We start from the raw sequence: 15,673 nt of genomic DNA on the forward strand, positions 1-15,673 counted from the left end.
ACTTGTCACCTGTCGAGTTTGAGCGGCGCTACGCGCTAAACGGCTCGTGAGTGTCTATGAAACTCTGGCCGGTCCAGTGCCTACCGAAATCGAAACTCTTCAGACCCAGTTGCGTGAATTGAACGATCGGCTTGCCGACGCAAAGAGAGACGAGAAGCGCGTTGCATTGGATGCGATCCGCGAGCAGGTCCCGCTCTACGGTATCTCAGAGGAGGAGCTTTTGACGGCGGCAGGTTTCCGCAAACCGCGCAAGCGCCGTGCAGCTACGAAGTACTACGATCCGTCGTCGGGTAAGGAATGGTCAGGGTTCGGGCCCCGTCCGAAATGGCTTGAGGGCAAGAATCTCGACGACTATCTGGTCGATCGGGCACCGAAGCCCTGGTGGCCCGAAAAGGAAGCGTGACGTTCGGCTGTGCGGTCACGTATTCGGCGTGAAAGCGGGGTCTGGCGGGAACGATATCTGATTCATTGGCATGACGAGTCCGCTCAGCCATTCGTCGAGTTCCGTGCACACAAGGGCATAGGCGGCATCAAATCCTGCCCGCCTCGGTTGTCCTGGCTCGGCAGGAAAAAGGTTTCGACCTAGATGGACCATGTCCTCTGTGCAGTAGCCGTACTTTCCGAGTTGAGCATCTGCAACGAGTGCCTCGTAGCTGCCAACGTCGTGCGACACCATGCTGATCGACATCGCGTCGGCGATCTGAAATTTGGAGTACGCGATGCACCAGTTAATGAAAGTCTGCTGCACCACGGTCATCGGTTGAGCCATGAGGGTTTCCTTTTCTGAGCACCTTCAAAAAAGCGTGCCATTGCTCGGTGGAGCGCTCTCCTTTGCTGTTTTCGCTTTCGCGGCTTTCGGGGCCGCAGCCACCGCGTAACCGTCGGCGGGTAGAAGCGTGAGAAACGTGCGCGCGACCTCCGGATCTTTGCAGCCCAGCCAGTCGTCGTATTGATCCGGCAGCAGGATTACGACGCCGCGTTTTTCCTTGGAAGTGCCATCGTCATTCAGGTGTCGGTGAAACTGGCGCAGCACCGGGTGGTCATCGGCGTTCACCGTGAGCATGGACAGGCCGAACGTCTCGGCCCCGTCTGGCTCCGGCCAGCGACGCCATAAGCCGGCGACCGCAAACGGTTCGTCGGACGCCACTCGAATTCCCCACCGCTCCGACTTTTGTTTCAGGATCGCCTTGATCAGGTCCGCCCGGTTTGGCACATCGAGATCCGGCAGCGCCGGATAGCGCGGCTCGAACACGACATCGGCCGGCAGCAGTGCCAGGCGACAGTTCAGCCACGAATCCTTGAAGTTGACCTTCTCCCCGACTGTTTCACTGCGCGCGTTCATCGTGTCGAAGTCGTGGCCCTTGATCTTTGATCGCGGCCGGATTCCGAATGTCCCCATCAGCGACTCGCGGCCGCCGTCGGCCGAGCGCCGGATGAAGGGGGCCGCGTAGTCGCGAAAGATCTCCGGCGGCCAATCAGCAGCCGGTGGATCGATCGCGAAGTGAGCCGCGTATCGGCTGCGCTGCGTTGCAACATAATTCGTGCACATTCGAGCCCCTTTTTCTGCGTTCCCCCGTCGATGATACGCCCCACGCGGAGCAAAGCCGCTTGCGGCGGGCTTCTGCGGCGCTTGCCGGCCGATGGGACGCCGAAACCGCGGCCGCGATCGTCGACGTGCCTCTGCATTTCTCAGAATTCGCGCTAAACTAACACTGTACGTTTATACAGTATTTTGTGAGCGACCCCATGAACCCCGCCCTCGCCCATCCGGAAGCGATACATCCGAGTCTCTGGAAGGCGTCGCAACTGCCTAGATCGGGCACGCGCGGCGTCGATACCGGTCATCCGGAATTGTCGGCCGAACTGCCCGGCGGCGGCTGGCCGGCCGGCGCGCTGGTCGAACTGCTCGCGCCGCAGCCTGGTATCGGCGAGCTTCGGCTACTCGCGCCCGTGCTCGCGCGCTCGGCCGGCCGACCGATCATGCTGATCCAGCCGCCGCATGCGCTCCAGCCGCTTGCGCTCGCGTATTGGGGCGTCAATCCGGCCAGCTTCGTTACGTTGCCGGCGCCGCGTACGGCTGACGCGCTATGGGCGGTCGAGCAAGCACTGCGCGCGGGCACGTGTGCAGCCGTCCTGCTCTGGCAGTCGCATGTGCGTACGGACGCGTTACGGCGGCTCAATCTGGCCGCGCAGAGCGGGGCCGCCTTGTTCTTCCTGTTCCGGCCGGCGGCCGCCGCGCGCGATGCGTCGCCGGCGCCGTTGCGGCTCGCGCTGGCGCCGAAGCGCGACGGCGTCGACGTCACGTTCGTGAAGCGCCGCGGGCCGGCGCGCGACACGCCGCTGTTCGTGCCCTTGTCTCCCTCGCCGATTTTGTTGAACCGCCATGGAAGTCTGGATCGGCGTGCATCTGCCGCACCTCAACCTCGAAGTGTTCCGGCCGCAATCGCCGGCGCCGTCGCCTGACGATGCGCGCGGGCTCGTCGTGCTCGAGGGTGGCCGCGTCGTGGCGCTCGATCGCGCCGCGCGTGCGCTCGGCGTGGTCGCCGGCATGCGCCGCGGTGGCGTGCTGTCCCTCGCGCCGGACGCGCAGATCCGCGAGCGTGACGCCGCGCGCGAGCGCGAGCTCGTGCTCGGCGTTGCCTATGCGCTGCTGCAGTTCACCCCGAGCGTCGTCGACGCCGAGGAAGCCGTGGTGGTGCTCGACGTGACGGCCAGTCTGCGCCTATTCCACGGCATCCGCGCGCTGCGCAAGCGCGTGCGCGACGTCGTCGCATCGTTCGGCGTCACGGCGGCGGTATCCGTCGCGTCGTCGGGCCCGGCCGCGTGGATGGTCGCCCGCGGCCTGCGCGGCGGACTCGCGCTTTCCCAACGATCGCTGCGCCGCGCGCTTGCGCGCGTGCCGCTCGTCGTGGCGCCGGACGCGCGGCGCTACGCGAACTGGTTTGAGGATCTCGGCTGCGCAACGCTTGCCGATCTGCAGCGCCTGCCGCGCGCCGGGCTGAAAAAGCGCTGCGGCACGCAGCTGCTCGACTGGCTCGACCAGGTCGCCGGCACCGCGCCTGCGGCCTACGACTGGATCGAAATGCCGCCGTCGTTCGACACGCGCGTCGAACTGATGGATCGTGTCGAGCACGCCGAGGCGCTACTGTTCGTCGCGCGCCGGCTGATCATGCAGCTGACCGGCTGGCTCACCGCGAAGCAGCTGGACGTGGCCGCGTTCACACTGTTGCTCGAGCACGAGCGCGGCCGTGAGGCGATCGCCGCGACCGAAATCGAAATCGTGTTGGGCGCGCCCACTCGCTTCGAGGAACACCTCACCCGGCTCGTCAAGGAACGGCTCGGCCACGTCGAGCTCGCCGGCCCCGTGATTGCGGTGCGCCTGGTCGCACGCAGCGTGCAGGAAGCAGCCGCGCTGAGCGACTCGCTGTTTCCGGAGCCCGGCGGAACGCCGCAGGATCACGCCCGGCTGCTCGAACTGCTGACCGCGCGACTCGGTGCCGAGAACGTGCTTGTCCCGGCTCCCATGGCCGACTACCGTCCGGAGCCGGCCGCTCGATGGGTGCCGATGCGCGACGCGCCGAAGCCGTCGCCGCTGCCGGCTGATTTGCCGCGCCCCGCTTGGCTGCTTGCCAAGCCCGTGCCACTTCTCACGCGCCAGCATCGACCGTTCTACGGCACGCCGCTGCGCATGGTGTCGCCTGGCGAGCGCATCGAAGGCGGCTGGCAGGACGGGCAGACCGTGACGCGCGACTACTTCGTCGCCGAAGACGACAACGGCATATGCTATTGGATCTACAAGGAGCGGCCGACAGCCAGCGACGAAAGCGAAGCGCGCTTCTTCCTGCACGGCCTGTTCGGTTGATCTACCGTGGACGCCGGCAATTTCGGCGCCCTGCCCGCCTACGCGGAGCTCGAGGTCGCCTCCGATTTTTCGTTCCTGCACGGTGCGTCGCGCGCGGAGGAATACGTCACGCGCGCGGCGCAGCTCGGCTACAGCGCGATCGCAGTCACCGACGAGTGCTCGCTCGCGGGCGTCGTGCGCGCGCACGTCGAAGCGAAGGCGGCGAACATGCCGCTCATCGTCGGCTCGCACTTCCGACTGACGGCCGCCGACGGCGCGCACGCTCTCGCGTTCACCGCGCTCGCGATGAATCGTGACGGCTACGGCAATCTCTGCGAGCTGGTGTCGCTCGGGCGCATGCGCGGCAAGAAAGGCACGTACCGACTTGCGCCACTCGATCTCGAGCACCCGGAAGCCCCGTTCACCCACCTGCGCACCCTTCCCAATTGCATCGCAATCCTGTCGCCCGATTTCCCGGCCAACGAGCAGCGCCTCGACGCCCAGGTCGAATGGATCGCGCGCGTGTTCGGCGCTCGCGCGTGGGTAGCGCTAACGCTGCACGCACGCGCGATGGACGACATCCACCGCGGCGTGGTCGAGCGCGTCGCCGCGCGCCACGGCGTCTCGGTGGTGGCCACCAGCTGGCCGCTCATGCACGTGCGATCGCGCAAGCCGCTGCAGGACGTGTTGACCGGGATCCGGGTCGGCCGGCCGGTGTCCGAGTGCGGGTACGAGCTCGCGCCGAACGCGGAGCGGCATCTCCGATCGCGGCTGCGGCTCGCGAACCTCTACCCGGCCGGCGCGCTTGAGGAAACCGTGCGGGTCGCGCGTCGCTGCACGTTCTCGCTCGACGACCTCAAGTACGAGTATCCGGACGAACTGGTGCCGGCTGGTACCGACCCGGCGACGTATCTGCGCGAACAGACCTATATCGGCGCGCGCCGGCGCTTCCCTGCTGGCATCCCGGTCGACGTGCAGGCGCAGATCGAACACGAACTGCAGCTGATCGCGGACCTGAACTACGAGGCGTATTTCCTGACCGTCTACGACATCGTGCAGTTCGCGCGTGAGCAAGGGATCCTGTGCCAGGGCCGCGGCTCGGCGGCGAACTCGTCGGTCTGCTACTGCCTTGGGGTGACCGAGGTCGACCCATCGCGGCAGTCGATGCTGTTCGAACGGTTCATCAGCAAGGAACGCAATGAGCCGCCGGATATCGACGTCGATTTCGAGCACCAGCGCCGCGAAGAAGTCATGCAGTACATCTACCGGAAGTACGGTCGCGATCGCGCCGCGCTGACGGCAGCCGTCACCACTTACCGGCCGCGCAGCGCGCTGCGGGAAGCGGGCAAGGCGCTCGGCGTGGATCCGGCGATCGTGGATCGCGTCGCCAAGCAGCACCATTGGTTCGACTCACGCGCGGATCTGCTGCAGCGCTTCGCGGAGGCCGGCCTCGATCCCGAAGCGCCGCTCAACCAGCAGTGGGCCGCGTTCGCCGCGCAGCTGCTCGGCTATCCGCGTCACCTGTCGCAGCACTCGGGCGGCTTCGTGATCAGCCGCGGCAAACTCACGCGACTCGTGCCGGTCGAGAACGCCGCGATGCAGGACCGCACGATCATCCAGTGGGACAAGGACGACATCGAGGCGCTCGGGATCCTGAAGATCGACGTGCTCGCACTGGGCATGCTATCGATGGTGAGGCGCGCGCTCGACATGATCTCGGAGAAACGCGGCGAGACGTTCGAGCTGCAGGACATTCCGCCTGAGGACAAAGCGACGTACGACATGCTGTGCGACGGCGACAGCATGGGCGTGTTCCAGGTCGAATCGCGCGCGCAGATGTCGATGCTGCCGCGCCTGCGGCCGCAGTGTTTCTACGACCTGGTGATCGAGGTCGCAATCGTGCGGCCGGGCCCGGTGCAAGGCGGGATGGTGCATCCATTCCTGCGCCGCCGGCAGGGGCTGGAGCCCGTCACGTTCCCGTCCGCAGGCATGGAGAAGGCCCTGAAGCGCACGCTCGGCGTGCCGATCTTCCAGGAGCAGGTGATGCAGGTCGCGATGCTGGCGGCCGGCTTCTCTGCCGGCGAGGCCGACCAGCTGCGCCGCGCGATGGCGGCATGGAAGCGCAAAGGCGGCCTCGAGCCGTACCACGACCGCCTGGTGAACGGAATGCTCGAGCGCGGTTACGATCGCGAGTTCGCTGAATCGATCTTCGCGCAGATCAAGGGCTTCGGCGAGTACGGCTTTCCGGAGAGCCACGCGGCCAGCTTCGCGCTGCTCGTCTACTCGAGCGCCTGGCTGCGCCGCCACGAACCGGCCGTATTCCTCACCGCGTTGCTGAACAGCCAGCCGATGGGCTTCTACACACCGTCGCAGCTGCTGCAGGACGCGAAGCGTCGCGGAGTTCAGGTGCTGCCCGTCGACGTGAATGTGAGCACGTGGGATTCCGCGATTGAAGGGCCGACAACAGCGGCGCCCGTGCGTCTGGGCTTCTCACTGCTGAACGGCATGCGCGAAGACACGGCCGGCCGTATCGAGCTCGCGCGCGCGGTGCGTCCGTTCGTCGACGTCGCTGATCTCGCTCGCCGGGCGCAGCTCGATCGGCACGACCTGCAGGTGCTCGCGCGCGCGAACGCGCTGCGCTCCCTCGCCGGCGGCAACCGCCGCGCGGCGCTCTGGCTGGCCGCGGCCGCCGTGCCCGATCGGGATCTGCTGCGCGGCACGGAATGCGACGACGCGGTGCCGGCACTTCCGCAGGCCACCGAGGGCATGGAGATCGTGACGGACTATCGCGCGATGGGCTTCACGCTCGGCCGGCATCCGCTGGCGCTGCTGCGCGATCGCCTCGCGCTCGATCGCCTACAGTCGGCCGAGCAGCTGCAGACGTTGCGCAGCGGCCAGCTCGCGCGCGCCTGCGGATTGGTCACGGTACGGCAGCGGCCGGGCACGGCGAACGGAGTGCTCTTCATGACGCTCGAGGACGAGACGGGCCAGGTCAACGTGATCCTGTGGCCCGGTCTGCTGGAGAAGTTTCGGAAGGAGGCGCTCGGCGCAGCGCTGCTTGCCGTCTATGGTGTATGGCAGGCCGAAGGCAAGGTGCGGCATCTGATCGCGAGCAAGCTCGTCGACCGGACCGAGCTACTCGGGGCTCTGCCGACGTCAGCGCGGGAGTTTTGCTAGGGCCTGTTGATAAAACACAGCGCGCTAACCACCTCAATGAAATTGATTACGTCCGTCTGTCATTGACACGAGCATCCTGGACTCGATCAAGCGCAACTGCACCGGCCAGCACTTTTTTGGCGACCGCCGAACCTATTATCGAGCTCAAGTTCACAGCGGAACTGCTGGGCCCTACGTCCCCGAAGGGAGGGCGGTGTCCATTCCATCTCGGCCGAGCCCGGTCGGTGGCCGCTCCGACAGACCGCGACTGGCTCAACCCGACCCGAAGCGGACTTTCGGCGTGCTCGAGTCCGAATGACCGAAGTCGGACTGTCATCGGCCGTCGCGAAAGCCGACCTAGACGCGTACTCTGCCGCTCCACTATCCTTGCTTGCGGCACTGTGAAGCGCGAACCGTGTTCTACCTCACTATGGTTCTTTCACCTCCTTTCACGTGTCAATGATGCGTGAAGACACATTTTTTCCGTGTCGGAAAGAATCCAGAGCGAAGGTACGTCGAACGTGGTCCCGACGCGTAGGGCAAGCCAACGCCAACCAGCACCTGCCAACAAATGAGCGAATATGAAAACACGCAGAAAGGCAAAACAACGGCGCGACGCCCCCAGTCTCGCTCAACAACTAGAGACAGCATCCAAAGAAACCGTCAAGGCGGTTTACGACTTGGATTTAAAGACTGCACTCGACTCCGACATTTGCGACGTTCGAATCGCCGCTGGCATGCGTATAGGAGATTTGGCTAAAGACATCCTAGCATCGATCAAACAGGACAACCGATTCCCCGGTGAACGCACGTTACACATCGCATATGACAGTGCGTCCAGCGGGTGCCTTTACCCAATGCAGGTTGCCGAGAGGATGATACAGAGAGCCATCCGGTCGGGGTCAGGAGAAGAGGCGATCGACTGGATGCTCAAGGTGCTTGGAACCAAGGAAGCAGCTGGGAAGATGATCGAAGCTCTTTGGGGGGTACCAGTCGATCAAGAGATCGCGCTGACTAAAAGCGTCAAGATCGTCCCAATAACCGATCTTCCCGATGGCCCCCAGAAGCGAATGCTCACCGAGTACAAATTCGGCGCATCCGACTCAGTGCTGATGACCTCACTCGATTTCGTACAACCGAAGTCCGCCCTAGTTCTCGAGAGAACCGTTTCGCCGCTGGTCTTCGACCCAACCGGCAACGGTAACGATCAGGACGAAATGAAGGCGTATGTCGCAGACGAAGCGCTTTTAGGCGAAATCACCTTAGCTCTGACCGTGGTCGGCCCCCGTGTTCCGATCTCGGCATATATTTGGTTTGCGTACAGTGATCCGGACATACAGCTTGCAGTGTCGATGAATGCAAGGAGGATGCGAGCACTCGAAATTTTGCCCCACCGATCAGAGGAATACCCCCCGCTCGACCCCACCGAGGCGGTCGAAATCGTAAATGCATACCTGAACCTTGACGATCCAACGAAAGGAAAGGTTCGCCTAGCCCTCCAACGCCTCAATCAAGCACAACGGCGTAGAAGTGTCGGGGATCGAGCGCTGGAGCTTGCCATCGCGTTTGAGGCGCTTTTGGGGCAGGGCACTACCGAGATGACGCACAAAATAACCGTTCGATCGACACGCCTCTTTGGCGGCGACGCAGAAGAGCGAAAGAGGAACGTTGCTTTGATGAAGGAGATGTACCAGATCAGAAGCACGCTCGTCCACGAGGGCAAGGATGCGACTGGGACAAAGAAGATATTGAACGCCAAGATTCCTGTTGATGCGATCATAGATGAAGCAGTACTCAAGTGCGTCGAGTTGATCAAGACCATTATTCGACGCGGGTCGATTCCCGAGTGGTCAGAATGGGATGTTTTGGAACACTCCCCTGAGTGAGCCAGAAGCGGGTTGCGGAATGCACATGTGTCCTGTTCCCCAAAATTCCAACCACGTACCCGCAGCGCGTTCATTTGGAGGTTGACTACTCGCTTACGAAGGCGGAGCGGTCGTTCGAGTATCCGACCAAACGCGAACCGGAATGGCCGGCCCTGGCCGCAAGCAGGCTCGTGCCAAACGATACGGCCATGCATTTAAGGTTTAAGGCTGGCGCGAGATCGTTACGACGCGCTGCTACCCGTCACGAGCAACGGGTTTAACACCTCTATGATCTCGGCCTGACCGATGGCTCGTGCCCCCTCGGCAACGTCCAGTACGCGACCGGTCCAGAGCGTATGCGGATAGGCCTCCGGTGTAACCAGCCAGACCTCGGCCAAGCACTGCTCACGTGTTGCGACGCTGCGTCCCTCCGCGAACTCGTGATGGGCAGACGACCAATAGTCCGGCCGGATTTTGTAGATCGGACGATAGCCTGTTCTGACGTGCTTTATTGTGCCCTCGTGTGTAAGCGCGGTCAGCATGAACATCACCAGCAAGTCAGGTGGTCGGATTGGGCGACTCATGTAGTGGTTCCTAAAAGCTTGTACAGGAGAACGATATGCGAATTGTCGCCGATCCAGACGTCGTTGTCGGTTGACCGCTTCTGGCCGGACCCAGGCAGCCAATGACCGCATCAGGCCAACCCGAACGAGCCGTTCAGTCTTCCTCTGTCAGCACCGACGCCGCGGCCGTGTCGTAGTCGCACGCAACGCTCAACAACGCAGACGACATTCCTCGTCGTCTTCGTCATCTGTAACCAATTTGGACAATTCGTTTGGCTGCATTCGACTCATCGCCTTCTCGATTTTGTGGTCAAACCGAAGGCCGCAGCGATTCGCTGCAACTTTTCGATTCCTATCGGCTCCTCAGCGACCGTCATTGCGGCACCTTGTTCAGTTGACTTCCCGGTAACGGCGAACATTCGTCAGATCCGGCAAAGCGGCCGAGCTTGTCCCACGCCTCGAGATAGCGGTATTTCGGAACGCTGGCGACGAGTGCATCCATCCTCAGCAGCAGTTGCTCGATCGGCCCCAAACGCTCGGTCGGAAGATTCCAATCCAGTCCGCTCGCCGCAGAATCGATACTCTCTTGCAGCAGCGATTCTGCTCTGAGAAAAAGCGCCAGGTCGCCTTCAGCCACATCGGGTGCAACGATGAAGTATCCGAGGTACAGCACCCGCAGCAATGAGATCATCGTTTCCGATGTTCCATGACCGCTGCGGATAGCCGCAAGCGCGAGGTGATTTTCGAGCGAAATGGCGCGGACATGGGCGGTCGGCAAGGGCAGCAGTTCTGCCTTCGTTCTAACCCGGCGCGCGGATCGATGATGCGACATACCGATCGATTGCCTACTGCTGAATCGTTGCGGTCTTCAACAGGCCACCGACGAACTGCGCACTTGCCTTTTCCAGTGCAAGCGCCTCGAGTTGCTGGCGGATCGTGGCCTGCGCCTGATTAAATGCTGGCACCTGCGTCGGTCGCTTGGCGTCCAGCTTCACGACGGCGCGCGCGCCGTCGACCGGGATCGAATCGGGCGTAACGGCACCGACCGGCAGCTTCTCAAGCGCCTGGGCGATCGCAACCGGCAATCCGGACGTCTTGCCTTCCGTCGCCGGCGTCTTGAAGCTCACCCACGGCAACTCCCCACCGCTATCGCGGCTCGGCGCGATGCTGTACTGGCGAGCCAGACCTTCAAACGACTTGCCCGCCTTCAGTTCGCTCACGACGGTCGCCGCCGTCGCGGCATCCCTGACGACGATCAGGCGCGGCTTGTATTCGTCCTTGCCGAGCGACGCGACAATTTCGTCGTAGCGCGACTTCACCTGCACATCCGTCACCGGCTCCGGCTTCACGTTGTCCTTCAGATACAACTGCGTCTCGGCATTCGCCTTCGCGACCTGCATTGCTGCCTGGACTTCCGGCTTGCTGCCGTAGTTCGCTTTCTCCGCGGCTTGCTGGATCAGCACGCGCGCGATCAGTTGATTCTTGATCGCCTGACGCCCCTGCGGCGTATCCGGTTGCCGCGACGCCCGCAACACGGCATCGACTTCCGCCTGCGTGATTGCCGTGCCGTTCACCGTCGCTACGGTGTTCGTTGCCGCGGACGCGGTCGGCGTTTGGGCGTGAGCGGAACCGGCGAATGCGCCGGCAAGCACGGTTACCATCAGCGCGTGATTCAGTGTCACTTTCATCATCGTTTAGTCGTCGAACAAGAAGCCGCGAAGCAGGCGCTTCGCACAAATGCACCCATTTCTTGGAATGACGGGTGCGACCGGTCAGTAATTCCAGTTCATCGTGGCCAGCACCAGCGTTGCCTTCGGACCGAGTGCGGCCGGTTGCGTCAGCGCGCGCCCGATCAGGACCTCGCCGGAGAGAAACTGTTTGCGCCACTGCCATTGCGCACGCAATCCCGCGCCCGCCCCGGCCAGCGTCGGGAAACCCGGCACCGCGACCAGGCTCGCCTTGCCCGCGTCGACGAACACGTACGGTTCGATCCGACCGTCCTTCCACGCCGGCGCGTTCACCCACGCGATTTCGTTGCGCGAATAGAAACCGCGATCGCCGGCGATTTCTCCCGACCGGAAGCCGCGGACGGTATCCATCCCGCCGAGGTACAGTTGCTCCGAGCCGAACAATGCCATGTTCGTATATTGCCCGCTCAACACGCCCCGATAGGCGAGCAATGCGCGACCGACCTTCGGCAGCGGCAGCGTGAACGCGGCCGTCGCATCCACCTTGGTGAACTGGCTGTGCGCTTCGTCGCGCGAAATGCCATGCGGATCGTGGTTCGCACCGAACCAAGGCAGCCCCTGCGACAACCCGCCGTTGATCGTGAAATTGCCCTGCGCATCGTTCATCACGAACTTGTGCAGCCAGTTGCCGGCCAGCCGCAACACGGCGACGCGCTGCGGATCGAGATCGATGCCGTTGACCTCGCGGTCGGTGCGCCGCCACGACACCGTGGCGTCGACACTGGTGATGTCGCTCAGGCTGCGGCTGACCAGATAGTTCCAGCCGAAGATGTGCGACAGCGTCCGGCCATATTCGAGCGCGGTCGTGCCGATCAGCTGTTGATACTCCGAATCGGAGATCGTGTAGCTGAACGTATGGCGGCCGAACGGCACGGCGAACGAGCCGACGATCGCGTTACTGTCGAGGCTGTCGAGGAAATTCAGACTCAACGATTCCTGCAGGCCGAGCAGGTTGTCGGCCTCGACGCCTGCGCGATAGCGCGTCACACCCGTGGCCGAACTGCCGTAGTTGTCGACGCCCAACGTGTAGTACAGGCGATCGCCCGGCTTGTTGCCGATATCGACGATCGATTCGCCCGGATTCTGACCCGGCAGGATCTGGACCGTTGCCTGATTGCGGCGCAGGCGGTTGATCTGCGCCACGCCCTGATCGATGTCGGACAGGCGCAGCGGATCGCCGGACGCCGCCGGGAATGCGCTCTCGTAGCCGGCGTCCGTGAACCAGCCGCCGCCCGACGACGACTCGCCCGCCTTGAGCCGGTGAATCGGTTTGCCGTTGATCGTGAACGCTTCGATCACGCCGACCTGAATCGTGATCTTGAGCGTGCCGGACGCGAGATTCTGCGGGCCGAGTAGTGCGCGCGTCGTCACGAGGCCATGTTCGACGAATACGTCCGTGATCCGCTTCAGCATCACGTTGATACGGTGCGAACCGAGATCGTGGCCGATGAACGGCGCCACGACCACGTCGAGCTGCTGGGCCGTGATGCCGCCGGGCGGCTCGAACGGCTTGCCGTCGGCGCTTTGCAGCACGATCCGTTGCACCGGAAAGGTCGGGCCGGTTTCGACGATGGAATCGACCGGCGTGCCGGGCGGGATATCGAGCGTCGTCTCGGACGTCGGCGCAATCGTGATCGATGCGGGCGGCTGCTCGAGCTGGCGCTGGCGCGCCTGTTCGCGCTGCTGTTCGATGATAAGTTGCGCCGGGTCCTGCACGGGGCGGGCCGCCGGAGGCGGGGTTTGCGCATGTGCCGGTACATGCAGCACCGCCAGGCTCGCGACCAGCAGCGGCAGCTTCAGTCGAGGGAAAACGCGTGGTTTCATCGTTGTTGTGCGTGCGGATGCCCGAGCGTCAATGCGGCCTTACCGAAACCGCCGCTTTGCGACGCGGCAATGAAAATCACCACGGCGAGGAAAACGACGACTGCCAGCCCGAGACGATTTTTGCTTTGATAGTTCATGGGTTAGCGCCACCACCACGTCGTCAGGCCCAGGTGCTGGTCGATCTGCACCGGCGTGCGCGACGGCGCGCGCACGGTCGTAATGCCGCCGGCCGCCGTCACGCCTTTTCCGCCGCTGAACGAACCGCCGTCGATCACGCCGTCGCCCGTCAGCGTCACGCTGCCGTTCGCGGTGAAGCCGCCACCGATGTCCATCGCGATGATTTGCGCCCACGTGCTGCCGAAGAACGCCTTGAAGCCCCGGTGCTGGTTGATCGCCGAATAGCCCGTGACGCCTTGCGCGTACGTGATGGGGGCGTCGACCTTGATGTCGCCCGTCGCGAACACGTTGCCGCCGACGTTGCGGGCGACCGTACCCGCCTTGATCGCGATGTTGCCGCCCGCCTGGATCGAGCCGCCGTATGGCGTGACGTTGCTCGACGCGTCGGCGTGGCAGAAGATCCAGCAGCTGCGCGTATAGCTCGCCTGGCCCGTGAAGACGGCGGCGTTGGTGAAGGCGTTCTGGGCGGTGACGTTGACGTCGCTATCGTTCGATTGAACGATCCCGCCCGAGTTGCTGAAATTGCGCGCGTTGATCGTCACCGGACCGTGGACGGCGGCGATATACGCAAGCTGGTCGGGATTGCTGACGGTGCCGTAATCGACGTTGAAGCCGCTCGTCGTGTGCGTGAAGAACAGGAAGCTGCCGCCGCGATCGGAATACGCGGTCGGCTGGCCGCCGTTCGTGCCGCCCGTATGGTCGATGATGTTCTGCACGTCGCCGGCCGCGGTGAGGCTCACTGCATCGTTCGACAGGATGCGGGCGTTGTCGTTGATGATGTTGCCGCCGGCCGTCAGCTTCGTCTGGCCGTTGGCGGCAAAGACGATCCCGAGGTTGGTCGCGCTCGAACGGTTCGTGATGTCGCCGGCGGCGGTCAGGATCACGTCACCGCCGGTTGTCGTGCCGTCGCTCGCCGTCGCGCCTGCCTGAATCAGGCTGCCGGTGTTGCTGATCGCGCCGCTGCTCGTCAGGTTGACCGTGTTGCCTGCGCTCAGGGTCGTGGGGCCGGTGGCATCGTCGGACAGCGCGATATCGCCGGCCTGTACGTTCACATTGTTTGCGGCGGTGACCTGTGCGCCCTGCAACGACATGGAGCCGGGTGTCGTGAGCGCGACGTCACGCTCTGCCTTCACGGATCCGTCAGCGATCGCGATATCACCACTCGTCGTGACCACCACGTCGCCGGCGTTCGCGTAGAGCTTGCCGAGGCTGCGGACACCCGCGCCCTGGTCGGTGACGATCAGTTGGACGCGGCCTGCCGTGAGGCCGCCAGCTGCCGTGATGTCGACTGCTACTGCATTGCTTTTTGTGCCGGGAGAGGTCGTGCCGATCAACCAGTCGTGGCCGTTGTCGGACGGAGAAAAGCTGGTGTCGTAGGTGGTCGTGCTGTCGCCGACGATCGCGCGGATGCCGCTCGTCGAGCTGGTGAAATCGTTGGTCACCGGGCCGCTGATGCTCAGTTGCTTCGCGATCAGGTCGAGATTGACCAGCGTTCCGGACAAGCCGCCGGGCCCGATCGCGATTCCGCCACGGTTGGTCGTCAGCACGACGTTGCGTTGTACGACGCCAGGTGCGAGCGTGAGATCGTTGAAGCTCACCTGCCCGGTCGACAATACGACATGCCCCGTGTTGGTAAAGCTGCCACCGTCGACCGTGATCCCGTTCGGGTTAGCCAGGATCACGTTCGCGCGCGGGCCGAGGACATTGATGTTGCCCTGGATCAGCGATGGATTCGTGCTCGTGACCTGGTTGACGATCGTGCGCGCGTTGATGCCGACGTTATTCAGGTCGGCACCGGCCTTCGACACGTTGAAGGCCGAGTAGGTGTTGTTCGAGACGCCACCGATGGCGGGGGCGATGTTGACAGTCTGCCGTTCGCCAGCGCCAGTCGATACGGACGTCGCAGTGCCGCCGTCGGGGATGATGCCGGCCGCAGATACTTGAACAGAAAAACTGACTGCCACAAGTAGCGAGGCTATCGACAGCCGATTCGCATGCATTGCATTTCCCCTTCAAAGCTCTCCAATAACCTCAACAAACTCAAAACGGGTCTTTTTCTGGAAGCCACCCTTGCTCAATTCTTTCAATGAGCAGCGTATCATTCCATGCCCCACGTATTGGCAATCGCCGTTGCTCTTCAGATATTGCTCCTACAGGCCATGATTTCTCCCCATCCCACAGCCACCAGTTCTCAACTTTCCGAGTTTCCTGATCCGGAATTCCAGTCCGAAACAATGGCGTAGCTCGTGCATGCCCAGGAACTTCAAAATTCCCAATTTTCTTTACTATCCCTCTTTTTTCTGCAACACCAACCGGGAAAAATATCCAGAAATTTGTTTCCACCTCCACCATTTCTGCAAGATTATCTGGCAGATCCTTATAGATTCCAGGAAGAACACGGATCAATGCCCCCATCGGCGATACCTTCTTCACATATTGAAAATATCCCCCCCCTTTCGAAGTTTCTATGCAAAATACGTCACCAGATTTAATCATAAT

Annotated in this window: 14 protein-coding genes; 5 read left to right on the plus strand and 9 right to left on the minus strand. The window is 63.0% G+C overall.

Annotated elements, in window-relative coordinates; all coding sequences use genetic code 11:
* Positions 1 to 46 precede the first annotated feature (46 nt).
* Positions 47 to 403: an H-NS histone family protein gene (locus tag BDI24065_RS35360; RefSeq protein WP_438820044.1), complete on the plus strand. Its 357-nt coding sequence runs from the start codon at positions 47 to 49 to the stop codon at positions 401 to 403.
* A gap of 15 nt (positions 404 to 418) precedes the next feature.
* Here the strand turns inward: BDI24065_RS35360 and BDI24065_RS35365 are convergent, their stop codons facing one another.
* Both BDI24065_RS35365 and BDI24065_RS35370 read right to left on the minus strand, forming a co-directional pair.
* A complete protein-coding gene (locus BDI24065_RS35365) occupies positions 419 to 769 on the minus strand; it encodes a hypothetical protein (protein WP_254609925.1) in 351 nt (116 codons plus the stop codon).
* 24 nt (positions 770 to 793) lie between these two features.
* On the minus strand, positions 794 to 1,549 hold the full coding sequence (locus BDI24065_RS35370) for an SOS response-associated peptidase family protein (protein ID WP_175035068.1): 756 nt from the start codon (positions 1,547 to 1,549) through the stop codon (positions 794 to 796).
* Between the two features lie 197 nt (positions 1,550 to 1,746).
* On the opposite strand from BDI24065_RS35370, the gene imuA reads away from it, so the two are divergent.
* The 4 genes from imuA to BDI24065_RS35390 all read left to right on the plus strand — a co-directional run bounded on the left by imuA (position 1,747) and on the right by BDI24065_RS35390 (position 8,883).
* A complete protein-coding gene (gene imuA / locus BDI24065_RS35375) occupies positions 1,747 to 2,463 on the plus strand; it encodes a translesion DNA synthesis-associated protein ImuA (protein ID WP_175035069.1) in 717 nt (238 codons plus the stop codon).
* The gene (locus BDI24065_RS35380) at positions 2,384 to 3,862 is read left to right on the plus strand and encodes a Y-family DNA polymerase (protein ID WP_175035070.1); all 1,479 of its coding nucleotides are present in this window, start codon (positions 2,384 to 2,386) and stop codon (positions 3,860 to 3,862) included. Before imuA ends, BDI24065_RS35380 begins: the two co-directional genes overlap by 80 nt.
* Before the next feature lie 6 nt (positions 3,863 to 3,868).
* Complete coding sequence (locus BDI24065_RS35385; RefSeq protein WP_175035071.1) at positions 3,869 to 7,018, plus strand: error-prone DNA polymerase; 3,150 nt, start codon at positions 3,869 to 3,871, stop codon at positions 7,016 to 7,018.
* A gap of 560 nt (positions 7,019 to 7,578) precedes the next feature.
* Entirely contained in the window at positions 7,579 to 8,883 is a 1,305-nt protein-coding gene (locus tag BDI24065_RS35390) for a HEPN domain-containing protein (protein WP_175035072.1), read from the plus strand.
* Between the two features lie 221 nt (positions 8,884 to 9,104).
* Here BDI24065_RS35390 and BDI24065_RS35395 read toward each other — a convergent pair whose 3' ends face one another.
* The 7 genes from BDI24065_RS35395 to BDI24065_RS35425 all read right to left on the minus strand — a co-directional run bounded on the left by BDI24065_RS35395 (position 9,105) and on the right by BDI24065_RS35425 (position 15,670).
* Positions 9,105 to 9,446 carry a hypothetical protein gene (locus tag BDI24065_RS35395; RefSeq protein WP_175035073.1) on the minus strand — a complete coding sequence of 114 codons (342 nt, stop codon included), beginning with the start codon at positions 9,444 to 9,446 and terminating at the stop codon, positions 9,105 to 9,107.
* A 352-nt stretch (positions 9,447 to 9,798) separates the two neighbouring features.
* Positions 9,799 to 10,257 carry a hypothetical protein gene (locus BDI24065_RS35400; protein WP_175035074.1) on the minus strand — a complete coding sequence of 153 codons (459 nt, stop codon included), beginning with the start codon at positions 10,255 to 10,257 and terminating at the stop codon, positions 9,799 to 9,801.
* Between the two features lie 13 nt (positions 10,258 to 10,270).
* Complete coding sequence (locus tag BDI24065_RS35405; protein ID WP_175035075.1) at positions 10,271 to 11,116, minus strand: peptidylprolyl isomerase; 846 nt, start codon at positions 11,114 to 11,116, stop codon at positions 10,271 to 10,273.
* A gap of 81 nt (positions 11,117 to 11,197) precedes the next feature.
* Positions 11,198 to 12,997 (minus strand): ShlB/FhaC/HecB family hemolysin secretion/activation protein, encoded by a 1,800-nt coding sequence (locus tag BDI24065_RS35410; protein ID WP_175035076.1) that lies wholly within the window; start codon positions 12,995 to 12,997, stop codon positions 11,198 to 11,200.
* Entirely contained in the window at positions 12,994 to 13,134 is a 141-nt protein-coding gene (locus BDI24065_RS35415; protein ID WP_175035077.1) for a hypothetical protein, read from the minus strand. Before BDI24065_RS35415 ends, BDI24065_RS35410 begins: the two co-directional genes overlap by 4 nt.
* A gap of 3 nt (positions 13,135 to 13,137) precedes the next feature.
* A complete protein-coding gene (locus BDI24065_RS35420; RefSeq protein WP_175035078.1) occupies positions 13,138 to 15,174 on the minus strand; it encodes a two-partner secretion domain-containing protein in 2,037 nt (678 codons plus the stop codon).
* A 40-nt stretch (positions 15,175 to 15,214) separates the two neighbouring features.
* A complete protein-coding gene (locus tag BDI24065_RS35425; RefSeq protein WP_175035079.1) occupies positions 15,215 to 15,670 on the minus strand; it encodes a hypothetical protein in 456 nt (151 codons plus the stop codon).
* Between the last annotated feature and the right edge of the window lie 3 nt (positions 15,671 to 15,673).

Origin of the sequence: Burkholderia lata (assembly GCF_902499025.1) — a bacterium.
Taxonomy (GTDB): Bacteria; Pseudomonadota; Gammaproteobacteria; order Burkholderiales; family Burkholderiaceae; genus Burkholderia; species Burkholderia lata_C.